A 16,409-nucleotide genomic window follows, 5' to 3' on the forward strand; every position below is an offset into this window, starting at 1 on the left:
CCTGAAAGCCGAGAGCCTGAAAGACGGACAACTGAATCTGAACCTGAACCTGAATCTGAATCTGAATCTGAGCTTGAACCTGAACCTGAATCTGAAACTGAGAAAGACGGGGTGACGCGCCAGCCGTCAGGTCACTCGCTCGGACTCCGAGGCACCTTCGCTAGAGGTCGGGACGTCGGGCGCCTGGTGCCAGAAGTCGAAGAAGTTGAACCATTGCAGCGGGTGGCGTCTGACACGCGCCTCGAGATGACCGGCATGGCGCTGCATGGCCTGCTCAATCCATGCCTCGCGGGTGCTGCGCTTGATGGCGCGGCTGTCATCGAAGGGCGCGAAATCGACCCGGAAGCGGGGATTGGCACCGCCCTGCTCGCGCACGCAGCTCAGGGTGTAGACGTGACAGCGCAGCAGCGCCGCCAGCATGAAGGGGCCCACGGGGAAGGGCGCAGGTTGATCGATGAAGTCGCAGTGCTGGACACGGGCGCGGGTGACGGCGCTCTGTTCCACGCTCTCCCGCTCGCTTCCCCCCGCGTTTTCCCGTTCTGCCGCCACGCTTTCGGGGGGAATCGGCACGCGGTCCGCGGCGATGACCACGAAGCCACCGCGATTGACGCGGTCACCCAGCGCCATGGCGGTAGCGGGGGTGATCTCGCTGACCTCGATCATCTGCGGCGGCTTGCGCCCGGTGGCCTGTTCCAGCAACTGGTTGAACTTCTCGGCGTGACGCGTGTGCACCAGCGCGCACAGGTCGATGTCGTGGCGCTCGCCGATGGCATTGATCACATCCAGATTGCCGTGGTGGGCGACGAGGATGATGCCGCCCTCGCCACGCAGCGCGGCATCGCGCAGGTCTTCCGGACCGGTGCCGGTCAGCGAGGAGAGCGGAATCTCGCCGCTCCAGGCCGAGACCTTGTCCATGATCGCCTCACCGAACTGCATGAAGTGGGCGAAGCTTCTGGCCCACAGGCGCACGCCACCAAGTCCGGGCTCCAGGCGTCTGAGGTAATCGAAGGAGGCACGTCGCGCCACGCCGCGCAGCAGGAAATACCACATCAGCACCGGGAACAGCGCGATGCGAAACGGCCAGGCCCCGAGCCGACGGCGGATCGTCACCATCAGCCGCATGCCGCTCAATGAGCCGGTTTCGGACAGGCGGGCCCAGTGATTGGGCGCGACGCTGTCGTCGGCGGTCTGTGCTGCACGGCCTTCGCCATCTGTCAGCGCGTCATCTTGAGCGTGGGCGGTTTGCCGCTTGCCGCCTCGGCGGCTCAGCGTGCGCCAGGCCAGTGTCGGCGAGCGCAGCAGCATGCCGCAGAACAGGCGGGTATGCATGGCGCTGATCAACAGGTTGTCGTGGCCGGGGCGGAAGTGGCTGACGCCTCCGGTGGGATAGCTGACACGCACCGGCAGGTTGGCCACCTCGCCCCCGGCCCAGTACCAGCGCACCAGTACCTCGGTGTCGAAGGACATGCGATCGCCACAGTCATTGCGCGCCAACAGGCGATTGGTGGCGGCCAGCGGGTAGAGGCGCACGCCGCACATGGTGTCGCGGATGGCCAGCGACAGGGTGTTGATCCATACCCAGACATGTGAGGCGTAGCGACCGTAGAAGCGGATGCGCGGCACGCTGGCATCGTATTCGGGATAGCCGATCTGCAGGCAGTCGGGATTGTCCTGCATGCCCTTCAGGAAGGCGGGCAGGTCACTGACATCGTGCTGGCCATCGGCGTCCACCTGCAGGGCATGGGTGAAGCCGAGCTGCTCGGCAGCCTGCAGGCCACTGCGCACCGCCGCTCCCTTGCCGCCATTGTGCGTGCGACGCACCAGGTGATGGCCCTCGGCCGCCAGCTGATCGAGTACCTCGGCGCAGGGGGCACTGCAGCCATCATCCACTAGCACGATGGGCAGGCCGAGCGGTGCCAGGCCCGCACAGACGCCGGCGATGGTGGCGGGGTGATCGTAGACCGGGATCACCACGCAGGCGCGCAGGGCGTTGCTCTGTTCAGGAGCGCTCTGGCGAGAGAGATGCTGCTCAGAATCGTGCTGCGAGTCGCTCACAGGCGCAGGGGATTGGCTCATGACGCCTCCGAGGTGGAATGGGGGGATGGGGTGGCCGCGGGCCCGTCATCGCGGGTGACGTCCGGAGCATGCGGCTGACCATGACGCAGCCGTCCACTGGCATGCAGGCCTGCGCGGGATTCCAGCCGGAAGTCGAGCCGCAGGCCCTGGGCGTCTTCCAGCAGGTGAGTGCTCAGCGTGAAGCGCATGCCGGGCAGCAGCAGGTTGGAGAACTTGAGGCGTTCCAGGCGCAGGAAGGGCGCATCGTCCATGCCTACGCCGTTCACCCGCAGTGTCCTGCCTTGCTCGCGTGCCCACTTGAGCATCACCACACCCGGCACCAGCGGTTGGGCGGCGAAGTGGCCGTCGAGATAGACCAGACCATCAGGCACCTCGGCTTCCAGGGTGCTCTGCTGTGGCCCGCTGGAGGTGTCCCCCAGCCAGCGTGGCAGGCGCGGATCATCGAGATCGGCGAACAGCCGCGCGATGGAGTCCGCGGTGAACTTGCCCTGGGCATTGAGCGGCAGGCGCGTGACGAAGCGCCAGTAGCGCGGCAGGGCGATGCGCTCGAAGCCCGGCATCAGCGCGCGGCGCAGGCGGGCGATCAGATCGCGGCGGCTGGCGTGATCCTGCGGCAGCGCGCGCTCCTCCATCACCACCACTGCGCCCAGGCGATGATCGCGGGTGGGCATCGGCAGGCAACGTACCTCCAGCACCTCCGCTTGCTCGCTCAGGCAGCGCTCCACCGCGCTCAGCGAGACCCGCTTGCCGGCCAGCTTGACCAGCCGATCACTGCGCCCCAGTAGCTGGAAGCGTGGTGCCGCGTGGTGCTCGCCTTGCGACGACGTTTCAGCCGCCACTGGCGCGGCGTTGTCGGCCTGCTGCCACCACTGATCAGGCGCTTCCAGAAATGGCGAGCGCACCGCGAAGTCCGGCGAGAAGGTGATCTCTACTGCCGGCAGCGGCGTCCAGTGGGCTGTCTCTTGCTGGCGGCGCCGGGCGATGCCGCCCGTCTCGGTGCTGCCGTAGAGTTCGATCACCGGTGCCTTAAGGCTGGCTTCGGCATGACGGGCAGCCTCTGCCGGCAGCGGAGCGCCCGAAGAAAAGACCCGCAATACCTGACCGAGTTCCGCCAGAGGGACGGCGGATGGCGTCTGTTCATCGGTCTGTGGCAGACGCGCCAGCTGGGCCGGAGAGCTGACCAGCTGGCAGCGATGACCAAGCCCGGAAAGCTGAGCGATGGCGGCGGCCAGCTGCTCCGGGTAGTGGCAGGCTTCGCTCAGGAACGGCACGCCTTCGCTGAGCGGACGCAGCAGCGAGACCAGCAGACCGTAGATGTGCTGATGGCTGACCTGACTGAGGCTGACGGTGTCCGGCGTGGACGCCAGGGCTGTATCAGGGCCTGTCGCCAGCGGCCATAGCACGCGATGCACGGCCAGTTCGGCCTCGAGCTGGTCGAAGCGCTTGGCGATGCGCAGTGGCTCGCCGGTGGAGCCGGAGGTGCAAAGCTCCAGTGCGATGCGTGCGGCATCGGGCGTGGTGTCCGGTCGTACAGGGGCAGGTGCAGAAGCCGTCGCGGCAGTACCTGAAGGGGCGGGCTGTCCCGGTGGCCAGCCATCGGCGGTGGTCTCGGGGAGCTGGCCGGCGCTGCCGCCCGCCAGACGTGCCAGGGTCTCGGGGCGGTCATCTCCCGGCAGGATCGCCCGCATGCCGCGTTCCCACAGCGCCAGCAGCTGCACGCAGGCGCCCAGCGTGGTGGGCTGGAACAGCACCCAGCGTGCACCGGGCTGGCGGGCGTCGTGATCACCGGGCAGGCAGTCCAGCCAGTGATGCCAGGCGTCCACGCGCGCCATCAGTTCGGCACGCGTCAATGCGCGCAGTGGGTGACCGGGGATGGCCAGCCAGCAGGCCGGCGCCTCGGGTGACTGTTCGGCGAGTTGACGCCAGACATGCTGCGTCAACAGCGACGTGACCGGCGTATCCGGGCTGACGGGAGATGAGTCAGGCATCAGGTGTGTGAACTCCGCAGGCGACGGCGAACCAGCCATTCACCGCCGAACAGGAGGCCCATCAGCACATAGCTGATCAGGCCGTTGTAGAGCGTCCAGGTCGCCAGGTCGGCATGCAGGGCCGTCCAGCCGGCGATGCTGGCATTGAAGAGGAAGAAGGCACACCACACCCGGGTGACCTGGCGGGTGTAGCGCACGCCGGCAGGGGGCAGGTCGGGTTCCTTGAGGCGTGCGAGGCGCTCGACCACCGGCATGCCGCGCCACAGGCTGGTGGCGAAGACGCTGAGCATGGCCAGATTGACCAGTACCGGATAGGCCCGCAGCCCGAGTTCGGCCTCGCTCGCCACGCTGATGCCCACCAGCAGGGCGGCCAGACCCAGGCGCAGTGCCGGATGCAGCGGCAGGCGCTGGATCAGCAGGGCGCCGAACAGGATCAAGGCCCACACCCAAGGCGACGAGTGTCCACTGACCGCGCCGCTGTCTGCGGTGAGGCGCGACAGCAGGGCGTAGACCAGCAGTGGCCAGCCAAGAGCGGCCACGATGCCCAGCACGCCGAGCAGCACCCTGCTCAGTGCGGGGCGCGTGCGGCTGTCAGGGGACGACGGCGTCATGCCTGGCGCTGTGTCAGCTGTTCGACGGCGGTGACCACATCGTTGAGCGTGCGCACGCTCTTGAAGTCGTTGGCGTCGATGCGTCGGCCGGTGAACTTCTTGAGCTCGACCACCAGGTCCACGGCATCGATGCTGTCGATGTCGAGATCCTCGTAGAGGCGCGCCTCCGGGTGGATGTCAGCGGCCTCGATCTCGAACAGCTCGATCAGGGTGCTGCGGACATGGGCGTAGATCTCCTCGCGGGAGGGGGTCGGTTGATCAGCGCTCACGACGGGCCTCCACCATCTCGCGCAGCGCGTTGAGGCTGGCGAAGTGGGCCCGGGTGTCCTCGGATTCGGCATCCAGGGTGATGCCGTAGCGCTTCTGCAGCGCGAGGCCCAGCTCCAGGGCGTCAATCGAATCCAGCCCCAGGCCGTCCACGAACAGCGGCTCATCGGCGACGATGTCGTCCGGGGTGATGTCTTCAAGCTCCAGCGTATCGATGATCAGCTGCTTGAGTTCCAGTTCCAGCGAGGTGGTATCACTCATGGGAAATCCTCTCTCTAGCGCGTCAGGGTCGTTGATCCATGGATCAGCGATGATGTCGGGGGTCAGTCATTCAATAACGGCAGATATGCCATCTGGATGAATCTGCGGCATGCCTTCGTGACATGTCTGCCACTCATGCCTGGCCTTCCTGCACAGACTTTCATGCCTGATGGGGGCTGTCAGGCTCCGCGATGGCCTGCTGGAAACGCTCGAGCTGCGTGGCGAAGGTGCCCGCCAGCTGGCGGGTCAGTTCGCGGGCATCCCGGGACAGCGGCGCCTCCGGCTCATCCTGCTCCTGTGTACGGGAGACCTCGGGGGCCATGTCCGGCAGTACCTTGAGATTGAGCATCACGCGCTGCGCGGGGATGTGGTACCAGGGCTCGCCCTTGGTCAGCGTGCTGGGCTGGCAGTCGATGAGCACCGGGGTGATGTCACAGGGCGTGCGCAGGGCGATGTTGGCGGCGCCGCGACGGAACTTCAGGGCGCGGCCCGGCACGCTGCGCGTCCCCTCGGGGAACAGGATCAGGGCGTTGCCCTTGGCCAGGCTCTCGCGGGCGGCATCCAGCACGCCTTGTGGCTCGTTGTTGGTGATATAGCCGGCGGCGCGGATCGGCCCGCGAGTGAACGGGTTGCGGGCCAGACGCCCCTTGACCACGCAGTCTGCGTGGGGGATCAGCGCGATCAGGAAGACCACGTCGATCAGTGTCGGATGATTGGCCAGCACCAGCAGCCCCGGGCGCTGCAGACGCTGACAGTCGTGCAGACGGTAGTCGAGCACACCCAGGCCGCGCATCAGCTGGAGGAAGCCGCGCATGGCGTGATGGATGATGCGGCGCGCCAGGCGCTGGCGGCGTTCGCCATCGCGCATGCTTACTGTCAGCAGGGGCAGCAGCCCCCCCAGCAGCAGGCCACCCAGCCCGAAGACGCTGAAGCTGATGGCGGTGGCGATGCCACGCCACAGGCGCCCGAGGGGGGAGGATAGCCCGAAGGCACGAGGAGACGTCATCACTGCGGCGCGGCGTCAGTGGCGGGAGGAGGGTTCAGTTGCCAGGCCTGCCGGCGACAGACGAGCGGTGTCTGTCCGGCGGCTTCCAGCCACTCGATCACCTCGATGGGGGTCGGGGCGTGGCGGGCCGGCTCCTCGGCGTCGACTGGCAAGGCGGCGAGCCGCGGGGCCTCAGGCGAGGTGCGGCTCAAGCGCATGGCGACGGCACTGGCATGCTCGGGATAGTCGCCGTGGTGCTGGAAGGCCTCTGGCGCGGCGATATCGGAGAACAGCACGATGACTTCCTCCCGCTCCCCCAGATAGCCGAGCGCTTCGCTCATCAGTGCATCGAACTCGTCACCGCAGGCGGCGAGCGCCTCGAGCGGCTGATGGGACTGACGCGTGATCGAGTACATGCCAAGGATGGCGTTGTGCACCGAGAGCGAGAAGCGTGCGGGTGACAAGGCCTCCTGCGGCTGGGTGGCCGAGTCGAGCAGGGCAAGTATCTTGCTGGTGTCGCCATGTCGGGAGGCGTGGATGATCGGCAGATCGCCCTCAGGGTCGAGGGTGAACAGCAGCTTGCAGCATGCCTGCCCGACCGGACTCAGTCGGCGGCGCAGCATCGCCGGTACCTGTTCGGCACGCGGGGAGGAGGTGATGTCGGTGCGACCGTCGTGGGTCGTGCGTGTCGCACTCGCCTGCCAGGCTCGCCAATCAGTCAGACGCATGAGGTTCCTGTCCGTGAACGCATCGTTGCCATATTGGAGCCTCAGTGTACCGCAGGGGAAACGGCCAGCCCAAGCCAGCGGCCCATCAGGCCGACCGTTGGTGCTCTGGTGGACAAATGCCCGATGCCGCGCGAGTGAGACGTCGCGGACCCGGCACCTCGCGCCACCGCGCGCTGGGCGCCTTGCGGGCATGAGCACTGGACTGCCCGCGATGACGGTGTAAGGTGTCGCTTCAGCGAGCCAGAGGCCGAGGGCCTGAGGGCGATGGGAGCGCCGGCAGCGGGGGCGTGTGCGCCTGCCGGGCGGTCCTGTCATGCCTTCTGGTGGTCATAACGAAGGGTGAGGATGGGGAATGAAGCCGATCATGCGTGAGGCAACGTCATGAGCACGCCGAGGGAGGCGAGAGCGGGGGGCCACGGTGCCGCCTTGATGCGCCGTCTGCAGGTGACGGAGTGGCTGCCGGTGGTCCGGGTGCTCGGCCTGCTGCTGTGCGTGGTGGCGGTGATGATGCTGGTGCCGCTGCTGCTGTTGCTGGAAGAGGGCGATGCGGATGCGTGGGCCTTCGCGATATCGCTGGGCATCACGCTGGGGTCGGCTCTGGTGATGCTGCTGGTCTCGCACCAGGTGGAGCTGCAGCTCAAGCCCCGCGCGATGTTCGTGCTGACGACCCTGAGCTGGGTGCTGGTGTCAGCCTACTCGAGCCTGCCCTTGATCTTCGGCGCGACCCACCTGGGCGTCACCGATGCCGTCTTCGAGTCGGTCTCGGCGATCACCACCACCGGCTCGACCGTGCTGACCCACATCGAAGGACTGTCGGATGGCCTGAAGCTGTGGCGTGGCCTGATGCAGTGGGTGGGGGGGATCGGCATCATCGTGATGGCCATCGCGATCCTGCCGTTCCTGAAGGTGGGTGGCATGCGTCTGTTCCAGACCGAATCCTCGGACTGGTCCGACAAGGTGCTGCCACGTGCCGGGGGTGTCGCCAAGGCGATCGGGCTGGTCTATGTGGGGCTGACGCTGCTGGCGATCCTGAGCTACTGGCTGGGGGGCATGCTGCCGCTGGATGCCGTGGTGCATGGCATGACCTCGCTGGCCACGGGCGGGTTCGCCAACTACGACAGCTCGATGGGCATCTATTCCGATCGCCCGCATCTGCTGTGGATGGCTTCCGCCTTCATGCTGCTGGGGGCGCTGCCCTTCGTGCTGTTCATCCGCGCCTGGCAGGACAGTGCCGGGGTGATGTGGTGCGACGCCCAGGTGCGCGGCTTCCTGCGTTTGCTGGGCTGGGTGATCGCGGCGCTGACGCTCTATCGCGTCGTGCTGGGGGAGGATCTCTTCACGGCGCTGACCCAGGTGACCTTCAACGTCATGTCGGTGGTGACCACCACGGGCTATGCCAGCGATGACTACAGTGCCTGGGGGCCCTTCGCGGTGGTGGCCTTCTTCTATCTGACCTTCGTCGGGGGCTGCAGCGGCTCCACCAGCGGGGGCATGAAGATCTTCCGCCTGCAGATCGGCCTGATCATGCTCGGCAATCACCTGCGCTCGCTGATCCATGCCAACGGGATCTTCTCCCAGCGCTACAACGGGCGCGCCCTGCCGGATGAAGTGGTGCGCGCGGTCATCGCCTTCTCGTTCTTCTTCTTCATCACCATCGGCGGGCTGGCACTGGCGCTGTCATTGATCGGGCTGGATCTGGTGACCGCCGTGACCGGTGCCGTGACCGCCGTCACCAACGTCGGCCCCGGGCTTGGGGACATCATCGGCCCGGCCGGCAACTTCGCACCGCTGCCTGACAGCGCCAAATGGCTGCTGTGCATCGGCATGCTGATGGGGCGCCTCGAGATCCTGACCGTGCTGGTGCTGTTCTCGCCCAGCTTCTGGCGCAAGTAGGCGCTCGCCGGCAGCAGGCTGCATGAAGCGGGCAGACACGACAACGCCACCGTCGCAGGACGGTGGCGTTGTCGTGTCCAGGGAGATATCCCGTGAGCGTGATCAGTCGGTGGCGGTGGCCTCGGCGGCGTCCAGCTTCTCGTCGAGATCGATGGACAGGCCTTCACGATTGAGGATCGGGTTGGCGTACTGCACCAGCCACCAGTCCCTGAGCTCACTCGGCACGCCGGCGAGACGATTCTCGAACACGGCGCGCTCGGCACCACTGATGGCGGAGACATCCAGCGCGGCGGCCAGGCGTGGCTCGTCACGCAGCTGCGGACGGCTGGCAGCCAGTTTCTCGAGGGCCAGCTGGTGGCTCGGGTAGAGGGTGTAGTGCTGGAGTACCTGACGGTCGACTTCGGCGACCACGTCGTCCGGAGTGGCGAAATCACCCTTGAGCGGCTCGCCGAACACCAGCTTGACGCGCCCCTTGTGACCGCTGATGCCGGCGGCGATCGACTGGATGTCCTCGTACTGCACCTTCTCGTAGCGCCCTTCATTGGCGATGGCCGCCAGCTCGCGCGCCTTCTGCAGATCGCAGGGGTCGAATTCGTAGCTGATGGACACCGGCACGATGTTGAGCTCGCTGACGCTCTCGCTGAAGGGGCGTGTCTTGTCGGCGGTGCGGGCCGCCATGGTCAGCATCTTGATGATGGCGCTTTCGGTGCCGTCACGGCCATCCTTGGCACGCCCTTCCCGCTGGGCCAGCCAGATGGAGTGCCGATCGTGGATCAAGGAGTGACGAATATAGCCCGACAGTGACTGGTAGGCCGCCAGCATCGCGCGCTTGCCCTTGGCGGAGCGCGGCACGATGAAGCTCTTGTTGAGGCGCATCAGGTCGGTGACGAAGGGCTTCTGCAGCAGGTTGTCGCCGATGGCGATGCGCACCGTGTCGCGGCCGTGACGATAGAGCGCGTAGTTGACGAAGGCCGGGTCCAGCGAGATGTCGCGATGGTTGGACAGGAACAGATACGGCGTGTCTTCCGACAGCCGCTCGAGTCCCACCGTCTCGAAACTGGTGGTGGTGGTATGGATCATGCGCGCCATGTAGCTGGCGATGCGGGTCTGGAAACTGGCCACGTCCTTCACGCCCATCATCTCGCGCTTGATGGCCAGGCGAGCGATCTGGCGCGCCAGCCACGGGAAGCGCTGGGTCAGTCCCGGCAGGCGGAAGCGAGTCAGGGTGTCGAGCAGTTCGCGGTCCTGCTCGAGGCGCACCAGTACCTCACTTACCTCGTGATCGTGGTAGGGGCGAATCCTGGCGAACGGGTCCTGTTCGTCAGGCGTGGCAGGCTTGGGCGTTGCTGTGTCAGTCATCGACGCACGTCATCCGGATTGTCATTCTTGAGAAGAGAAGAAAGGGGGTGGCGCTCAGCTTCCCGGCTGAGCTTCGCCGCCCAGCCAGGCGGTCATCTGCTCGATCACGCCGGAGAGCACCTGGGCCATCAGCGCGAAGTCGGTCTCCAGTCGCAGGATGGGGTCTTCACCATCCTCCTGGGCATTGGCTTCATCGATGACGGCATCGGCGAACTTGAGGCTCTTGAGCGCCATGTCCTCGCCGAGGATCAACGCCACGCGGCCCTCGACTTCTAGTGCCAGCTTGCTGACCACGCGGCCCAGAGTGAGCGCCGTCTGGATTTCCTCGCCGTCGAGGTCGAACTGACGGGCACGCAGCACGCCATCCTCGCCGCCCGGCGCCTTGAGCTCGACCTGATCACCGACGATGAGGTCATCCGGACGCGAGGCCACGTCCTTCAGCCAGGTGGTCATCACCTGGGAGGGCGGCTGGGCGACGGCCAGCGGCGTGACCTTGAGCGAGCCCAGCGTCTGGCGCAGCAGGTCGAGGACTTCCTCGGCACGCTTGGCGTTCGAGGCATTGATGGCGATCAGCCCGCGACGGCTGTCCCACCACAGGTCAGTGCGCGAGGAGCGCGTGAAGGCGCGTGGCAGCAGCTCCTCGTAGATCTGCTCCTTGAGGGTCAGCTTCTCGCGGCGACGCAGCGGACGACCTTCCGCCGTCTCGCGCTCGGCGACTCGCTCCTCGAGTTCTTCCTTGACCACGGCAGTGGGCAGGACACGTTCCTGACGCAGTGCGCTGATCAGATAATGGCCCTGGATCTCGTGGACCAGCATGTCGCTGTTGCGACCGCCCGGTGCCACCCAGCCGATACGCTTGGCTTCGACGCCGGTGACCGGGCGGAAGACATGCTCCGGCAGGGCGTCGGCGAGACGACCCTCTTCCAGCGGTGCGCTATCGTGCAGGCGATACAGTTGCAGGTTCTTGAACCACATGCGACCAGTCCTTGAGTCCGGTGAACGGGGGCTGCCCGTCTGAATGGCGCATATTATGGCGAAACTCATGCGGCGGGTCATCCGCCGTGGACGTGACCCTGCGTCACACTGCGGTTGCCGACCATCGCGCGCGAGCGCAAAGACATACTGTGTGCACGCTGTGGCGCTAGTCTGAGATCGACCTGGCGGTGCACGGTCTGGCGGTTTGCGGTATCGCCCGACAGATATCGCCCGACAGATATCGACCCGCAGGCATAGACCATCAGATTTGAGACGCGGAGGGCGGCAGAGTGATCGACGACGGTGTTATGAAGACTGCTGTGGGGACTGCTGAGGAGACGGTTGTGGCGGCTTTTGTGAAGAGCAGAGCGTCGGGCGCGAGCGCGCTGAAACGGGCACGGCCACTGACGCTGGCGGCGCTGACCCTGCTGCTGTTCGGCTGCAGCGGGGAGGATGACGCGCACGACAGGGCGGCCAGCACGGCGGCGGCCAGTACAACGGTCACGAAAGAGACAGTCGTTGCAGAGGAAGCCACTGACGGCGAACCTGCCCCGGCGGCGGTTGGACTGGATCCTCAGATATTTGCCGCGGGCGCGATCGTCGGTGAGGTCGAGACCGTCGACTGCACCTTGAGCGGCGGCACGCAGACGACCTGCTATCAGTTCCGCGTGGCCGGTGCGCCCGCGGACCCGGAAACCTCGCCGGAGGGGCCTTTCTGCCCGCCCAATATCCATTCCGGTGAGGAGGAAGGCGGCACCTGGATGGATGGCGAGGGCACCCTCTATCAGGTGGACGGCGAGTTCATCAAGAATCTGGCCACTCTCTATCAGGACAAGGAGTGGCAGATGTACGACGTCAACACGGGCGAGATCACCGTGATCGATGGCGCGCGTGGCTGCGAGGTGGCGGGGAACCCGAACCCCATCGAAGGCTTCGACAACTTCTGTCTCGAGTGTCCGCTGGAGGAACTGGGCGGCGGCATCGAGAAGACTGTCGTGATCCCCAAGGTGCCGGTACCGGCCGCCGAGCCGACCTCGCTGGCCGGCCGCGCCAACACCGGCGTGGCGCTCAATGGCGTGCTGTTCGGCCCGCCGGCACCGCTGGAGCTGATCCTGAGCTCTCACACCCTGGGGGTGCTCGATGATTGTGGCGCGCATGCCAATCCGCATGAGGGCTATCACTATCACACCGCCACCGGCTGCTCCGAGATCGGCATTCAGGAGGATGGCCATTCGCCGATGATCGGCTATGCGCTGGATGGCTATGCCATCTATGCCAGAGAGGACAAGGACGGCAATGTTCCCGCTGGGCTGGATGACTGTGGCGGCGAGACGGACCCGGTGCGTGGCTATCACTATCACGCCTCCGCGCCGGGGGTTAACCAGATCTTCGGCTGTTTCATGGGCGAGAAGGGGCACTTCCTCGACGAGGAGGGAGGCGAGAGGCCGCCGCAGGACCCGCCCGGCGAGTAGCCGTCCTGCAGGTCTGGACGTGAAGGGCATCGCCCGTGGCAGATCCCGCCGCCTTGTCAGGATGGCGTGCAGGGCGGGCGCCATCATTCAACCAAGCGTTTGTTTTTCTGCTCGTGCCCGGCCTAAGATCTGATGACGAGGGCCGAGCAGGCTCATCCGTTTCCCGCACAGGAGGCAAGGATGCAACAGGACAGCCGTCAACAGGACGCCGCCGATGAGACCGCCGGCACTTTCAGTCGCACGACACTGACGGTGCGAGGTTATCACCTGGATGGCTATGGGCACGTCAACAACGCCCGGTATCTGGAGTTCTACGAAGAAGGGCGCTGGGAGTTCATGCTCGCGCATCTGGACCTGGCGGACCTCAAGCGCGAGGGCATCGCGATGGTGGCGGTCAATGTCAATCTGGACTGGCATTATCCGGCCACCGTGCATGATGAGCTGGTGATCACCACGCGACTCGCTCGGGTCGGGCGGCGCAAGATGATCATGCATCAGGAGATCCATCTGGGCGAGACGCGCATGGGCGAGGTGCATCCGCGCTCCGGCGCACTGGTCTCCCGCGCGGATTTCACCTTCGTGCTGATGAATACCCAGACCGGACGGGCCATGCCGCTGGAGGGAGAAATCGGCACGCTGCTGGTATCATTGCTGTCGCCCGAGCCGCAATGAGCGCTGTCAGCGACAGGGGCGCGGCAGTGGGCCGCGTGCCCTTGAGGCCGTACTACCGTACTGACATCCGTTTGCGGGCTCGTGTGAGCTGCTAGGTGAGCGCGCAAGTGATATAATCCCGCCACTTCGGTGCCGCGGAGCTGGCACCCCGTGTCCGCTTCACGCCACTGCCGCGCTGCAGTAGCGACCGAAACCTGATGCTGCCCGAAATACGGTTGCTGCCCCGAAACATTGTCGCTGCCGCAGTGGCGCCAACAGTTGAGTTCAAGGATTTGACGAATCATGGGTGAGATCGCCAGAGAGATACTGCCAGTCAACATCGAGGACGAGCTCAAACAGTCGTATCTCGATTACGCGATGAGCGTCATCATCGGGCGTGCCTTGCCGGATGTCCGCGATGGCCTCAAACCGGTTCACCGTCGCGTGCTGTTCGCGATGCACGAACTGAACAATGACTGGAACAAGGCCTACAAGAAATCCGCCCGTGTCGTCGGCGATGTGATCGGTAAATACCACCCGCACGGTGACAGTGCGGTCTATGACACCATCGTCCGCATGGCCCAGCACTTCTCAATGCGTTATGTGCTGGTGGATGGTCAGGGCAACTTCGGTTCCATCGATGGCGACAGCGCCGCGGCGATGCGTTACACCGAGGTGCGCATGGCGCGCCTGGCGCACGAGCTGCTGGCCGACCTCGAGAAGGACACCGTCGACTGGGTCGACAACTATGACGGCACCGAGCGCATTCCTGCCGTGTTGCCGACCAAGACCCCGAACCTGCTGGTCAACGGCTCCTCCGGTATCGCCGTGGGCATGGCCACCAACATCCCGCCGCACAACATGGGCGAGGTCATCGATGGCTGTCTGGCGCTGATCGACAACGGCGACCTGACCATCGATGAACTGATGGAATACATCCCGGGGCCGGACTTCCCGACCGCGGGCATCATCAACGGCCGTGCCGGCATCCTCGATGCCTATCGCACCGGCCGTGGTCGCATCTATGTGCGTGCCGTGCACACCATCGAGCACCACGACAAGAGCGGTCGTGACCACATCATCATCACCGAGCTTCCCTACCAGGTGAACAAGGCGCGTCTGATCGAGAAGATCGCCGAACTGGTCAAGGACAAGAAGATCGAGGGCATCGCCGAGCTGCGTGACGAGTCCGACAAGGACGGTCTGCGCGTGGTCATCGAGACCAAGCGTGGCGAATCCGGTGAAGTGGTCGTCAACAACCTCTTCTCCCAGACCCAGCTCGAGACCGTGTTCGGCATCAACATGGTCGCGCTGCACGAAGGTCAACCGAAGATCCTGAATCTCAAGCAGATTCTGGAATCCTTCGTGCGTCACCGTCGTGAAGTCGTCACCCGTCGTACGCTGTTCGAACTCAAGAAGGCGCGCGAACGCGGCCACATTCTTGAAGGTCTGGCGGTGGCGATCTCGAACATCGATGAGGTGATCGAGCTGATCAAGGGCTCGCCGAGCGCGGCGGAAGCCAAGGAAAAGCTGATCGATCGTGAATGGCAGCCGGGTCAGGTGGTCGAGATGCTCGAGCGCGCCGGTGCCACTTCCTGCCGTCCGGAAGACCTGCCGGAAGGTCTGGGGCTGTCTGAAGATGCCAGGCATTATCGTCTGTCGCCGGCTCAGGCTCAGGCCATCCTCGAGCTGCGCCTGCATCGCCTGACCGGTCTCGAGACCGAGAAGCTGCTGGCCGAGTACTCCTCCATCCTCGAGCGCATCGCCGAGCTGATGGAGATCCTGTCCTCTGCCGATCGCCTGATGGAGGTCATCCGCGAAGAGCTGCGTGAAGTGCGCGCCCAGTACGCCGATGAGCGTCGCACCGAGATCATGACCAGCCGTCGCGACCTGACCATCGAAGACCTCATCAACGAGGAAGACATGGTGGTGACGGTCTCGCGCAGTGGCTATGCCAAGACGCAGCCGCTGTCTGACTACCAGGCCCAGAAGCGCGGTGGCCGTGGCAAGTCGGCGACCGCGATGAAGGACGAGGATGTCATCGAGCACCTGCTGGTCGCCTCGACCCATGACACCGTGCTGCTGTTCTCCAACAAGGGCAAGGTGTACTGGCTCAAGGTCTACGAGATGCCGCAGGCCTCGCGTGGTTCGCGTGGCAAGCCGCTGGTCAACCTGATTCCGCTGGCGGAAGGCGAGTGGGTGACCACCATCCTGCCGGTGCGTGATTACGCCGCCGACAGCTACATCTTCTTCGCCACGGCCAACGGCACGGTCAAGCGTACGGCGCTGAGCCAGTTCTCGCGTCCGCGCAGCGTCGGCCTGATCGCGCTGGACATCGAGGAAGGCGACCGTCTGATCGGCGCCGACATCACCTCCGGCTCCGACCACGTCATGCTGCTGTCGTCCAACGGCAAGGCGATCCGCTTCGAGGAGCAGAACGTGCGTGTCATGGGCCGTACCGCCCGTGGTGTGCGCGGCATGCGTCTGATCGGCGATGCTCAGGTCATCAGCCTGATCATCCCGCGCACCACGGCCATCGATGACAACGAGGCTGACCTCGATGATTCGCTGGATGTGACGGCGGATGGCGTGGAGAGTGCTGATGTGGCAGCCACTGATGTCGCGACGGATGAAGGCGTCGCGACCGGTGAGGTGCCGCAGTGCTACATCCTGACGGCCTCGGCCAATGGCTACGGCAAGCGTACGCGCCTGGAAGAGTTCCCGCTGCGTGGCCGCGGTGGCCAGGGCGTGATCGCGATGCAGACCAGCGAGCGCAACGGCGATCTGGTCAGCGCGGTTCAGGTCAGCGACAACGATGAACTGATGCTGATCACCGACCGCGGCACCCTGGTGCGGACCCGTGTAGCCGAGGTGTCCATCACCTCGCGCAACACTCAGGGCGTGACCCTGATCCGCACAGCGGAAGAGGAGCGACTGGTGACCACGGTGCGTGTCGACGAGCCGGAAGATGTCGTGGTGATCGACGAAGACGGTACGGTCGCTCACGACGTCGAGGGTCAGGAAGAAGGCAAGAAGGACGCGCTGAGCACCGATGAACAGGTGCAGGCGGGAGACGCTGCCGAGTCGACGGATACCCCGCCGACAGACGTGGAATAAGACGCTGGATTGCGACCGCCTTCGGG

General features: G+C 65.4%; 13 protein-coding genes. 4 read left to right on the forward strand and 9 right to left on the reverse strand.

Annotation, left to right across the window (positions count from 1 at the left end):
* Positions 1-126: 126 nt before the first annotated feature.
* The 7 genes from BFX80_RS18085 to BFX80_RS03935 all read right to left on the reverse strand — a co-directional run bounded on the left by BFX80_RS18085 (position 127) and on the right by BFX80_RS03935 (position 6,916).
* Positions 127-2,076 (reverse strand): glycosyltransferase family 2 protein, encoded by a 1,950-nt coding sequence (locus tag BFX80_RS18085; RefSeq protein WP_084207999.1) that lies wholly within the window; start codon positions 2,074-2,076, stop codon positions 127-129.
* On the reverse strand, positions 2,073-4,064 hold the full coding sequence (locus BFX80_RS03910; RefSeq protein WP_157109429.1) for an AMP-binding protein: 1,992 nt from the start codon (positions 4,062-4,064) through the stop codon (positions 2,073-2,075). Before BFX80_RS03910 ends, BFX80_RS18085 begins: the two co-directional genes overlap by 4 nt.
* Complete coding sequence (locus tag BFX80_RS03915; protein WP_084208000.1) at positions 4,064-4,675, reverse strand: COG4648 family protein; 612 nt, start codon at positions 4,673-4,675, stop codon at positions 4,064-4,066. The genes BFX80_RS03910 and BFX80_RS03915 overlap by 1 nt, the downstream gene beginning before the upstream one ends.
* Positions 4,672-4,944: an acyl carrier protein gene (locus tag BFX80_RS03920; RefSeq protein ID WP_240499665.1), complete on the reverse strand. Its 273-nt coding sequence runs from the start codon at positions 4,942-4,944 to the stop codon at positions 4,672-4,674. Before BFX80_RS03920 ends, BFX80_RS03915 begins: the two co-directional genes overlap by 4 nt.
* Positions 4,934-5,203 (reverse strand): phosphopantetheine-binding protein, encoded by a 270-nt coding sequence (locus BFX80_RS03925; RefSeq protein ID WP_077375262.1) that lies wholly within the window; start codon positions 5,201-5,203, stop codon positions 4,934-4,936. The genes BFX80_RS03920 and BFX80_RS03925 overlap by 11 nt, the downstream gene beginning before the upstream one ends.
* 160 nt (positions 5,204-5,363) lie before the next feature.
* The gene (locus BFX80_RS03930) at positions 5,364-6,209 is read right to left on the reverse strand and encodes a lysophospholipid acyltransferase family protein (RefSeq protein WP_084208002.1); all 846 of its coding nucleotides are present in this window, start codon (positions 6,207-6,209) and stop codon (positions 5,364-5,366) included.
* Entirely contained in the window at positions 6,209-6,916 is a 708-nt protein-coding gene (locus BFX80_RS03935) for a beta-ketoacyl synthase chain length factor (protein ID WP_167592968.1), read from the reverse strand. The genes BFX80_RS03930 and BFX80_RS03935 overlap by 1 nt, the downstream gene beginning before the upstream one ends.
* Positions 6,917-7,345: 429 nt before the next feature.
* Here BFX80_RS03935 and BFX80_RS03940 point away from each other — a divergent pair, with 429 nt between their 5' ends.
* A complete protein-coding gene (locus BFX80_RS03940; protein WP_127734597.1) occupies positions 7,346-8,809 on the forward strand; it encodes a TrkH family potassium uptake protein in 1,464 nt (487 codons plus the stop codon).
* 102 nt (positions 8,810-8,911) lie between these two features.
* Here the strand turns inward: BFX80_RS03940 and BFX80_RS03945 are convergent, their stop codons facing one another.
* Positions 8,912-10,168 (reverse strand): 1-acyl-sn-glycerol-3-phosphate acyltransferase, encoded by a 1,257-nt coding sequence (locus BFX80_RS03945; protein WP_077375253.1) that lies wholly within the window; start codon positions 10,166-10,168, stop codon positions 8,912-8,914.
* A gap of 54 nt (positions 10,169-10,222) precedes the next feature.
* On the reverse strand, positions 10,223-11,143 hold the full coding sequence (locus BFX80_RS03950) for a recombination-associated protein RdgC (protein ID WP_084208005.1): 921 nt from the start codon (positions 11,141-11,143) through the stop codon (positions 10,223-10,225).
* A gap of 344 nt (positions 11,144-11,487) precedes the next feature.
* Between BFX80_RS03950 and BFX80_RS03955 the strand changes: the two genes are divergently transcribed.
* The 3 genes from BFX80_RS03955 (at position 11,488) to gyrA (ending at position 16,383) form a co-directional block, all read left to right on the forward strand.
* The gene (locus tag BFX80_RS03955; protein WP_167592969.1) at positions 11,488-12,615 is read left to right on the forward strand and encodes a YHYH protein; all 1,128 of its coding nucleotides are present in this window, start codon (positions 11,488-11,490) and stop codon (positions 12,613-12,615) included.
* Positions 12,616-12,795: 180 nt separating this feature from the next.
* Positions 12,796-13,287 carry an acyl-CoA thioesterase gene (locus tag BFX80_RS03960; RefSeq protein WP_084208007.1) on the forward strand — a complete coding sequence of 164 codons (492 nt, stop codon included), beginning with the start codon at positions 12,796-12,798 and terminating at the stop codon, positions 13,285-13,287.
* A gap of 282 nt (positions 13,288-13,569) precedes the next feature.
* Entirely contained in the window at positions 13,570-16,383 is a 2,814-nt protein-coding gene (gyrA, locus tag BFX80_RS03965; RefSeq protein ID WP_084208008.1) for a DNA gyrase subunit A, read from the forward strand.
* Positions 16,384-16,409 lie beyond the last annotated feature (26 nt).

The sequence above is a fragment of the Cobetia marina genome, assembly GCF_001720485.1.
Classification (GTDB): domain Bacteria; phylum Pseudomonadota; class Gammaproteobacteria; order Pseudomonadales; family Halomonadaceae; genus Cobetia; species Cobetia marina.

Bases quoted from the DNA above. Each gene is read 5' to 3' on its own strand.
- BFX80_RS18085 (WP_084207999.1), bottom strand. From the start codon at position 2,076: ATGAGCCAATCCCCTGCGCCTGTGAGCGACTCGCAGCACGATTCTGAG.
- BFX80_RS03910 (WP_157109429.1), bottom strand. From the start codon at position 4,064: ATGCCTGACTCATCTCCCGTCAGCCCGGATACGCCGGTCACGTCGCTG.
- BFX80_RS03915 (WP_084208000.1), bottom strand. From the start codon at position 4,675: ATGACGCCGTCGTCCCCTGACAGCCGCACGCGCCCCGCACTGAGCAGG.
- BFX80_RS03925 (WP_077375262.1), bottom strand. From the start codon at position 5,203: ATGAGTGATACCACCTCGCTGGAACTGGAACTCAAGCAGCTGATCATC.
- BFX80_RS03930 (WP_084208002.1), bottom strand. From the start codon at position 6,209: ATGACGTCTCCTCGTGCCTTCGGGCTATCCTCCCCCCTCGGGCGCCTG.
- BFX80_RS03935 (WP_167592968.1), bottom strand. From the start codon at position 6,916: ATGCGTCTGACTGATTGGCGAGCCTGGCAGGCGAGTGCGACACGCACG.
- BFX80_RS03940 (WP_127734597.1), top strand. From the start codon at position 7,346: ATGCGCCGTCTGCAGGTGACGGAGTGGCTGCCGGTGGTCCGGGTGCTC.
- BFX80_RS03945 (WP_077375253.1), bottom strand. From the start codon at position 10,168: ATGACTGACACAGCAACGCCCAAGCCTGCCACGCCTGACGAACAGGAC.
- BFX80_RS03950 (WP_084208005.1), bottom strand. From the start codon at position 11,143: ATGTGGTTCAAGAACCTGCAACTGTATCGCCTGCACGATAGCGCACCG.
- BFX80_RS03960 (WP_084208007.1), top strand. From the start codon at position 12,796: ATGCAACAGGACAGCCGTCAACAGGACGCCGCCGATGAGACCGCCGGC.
- gyrA (WP_084208008.1), top strand. From the start codon at position 13,570: ATGGGTGAGATCGCCAGAGAGATACTGCCAGTCAACATCGAGGACGAG.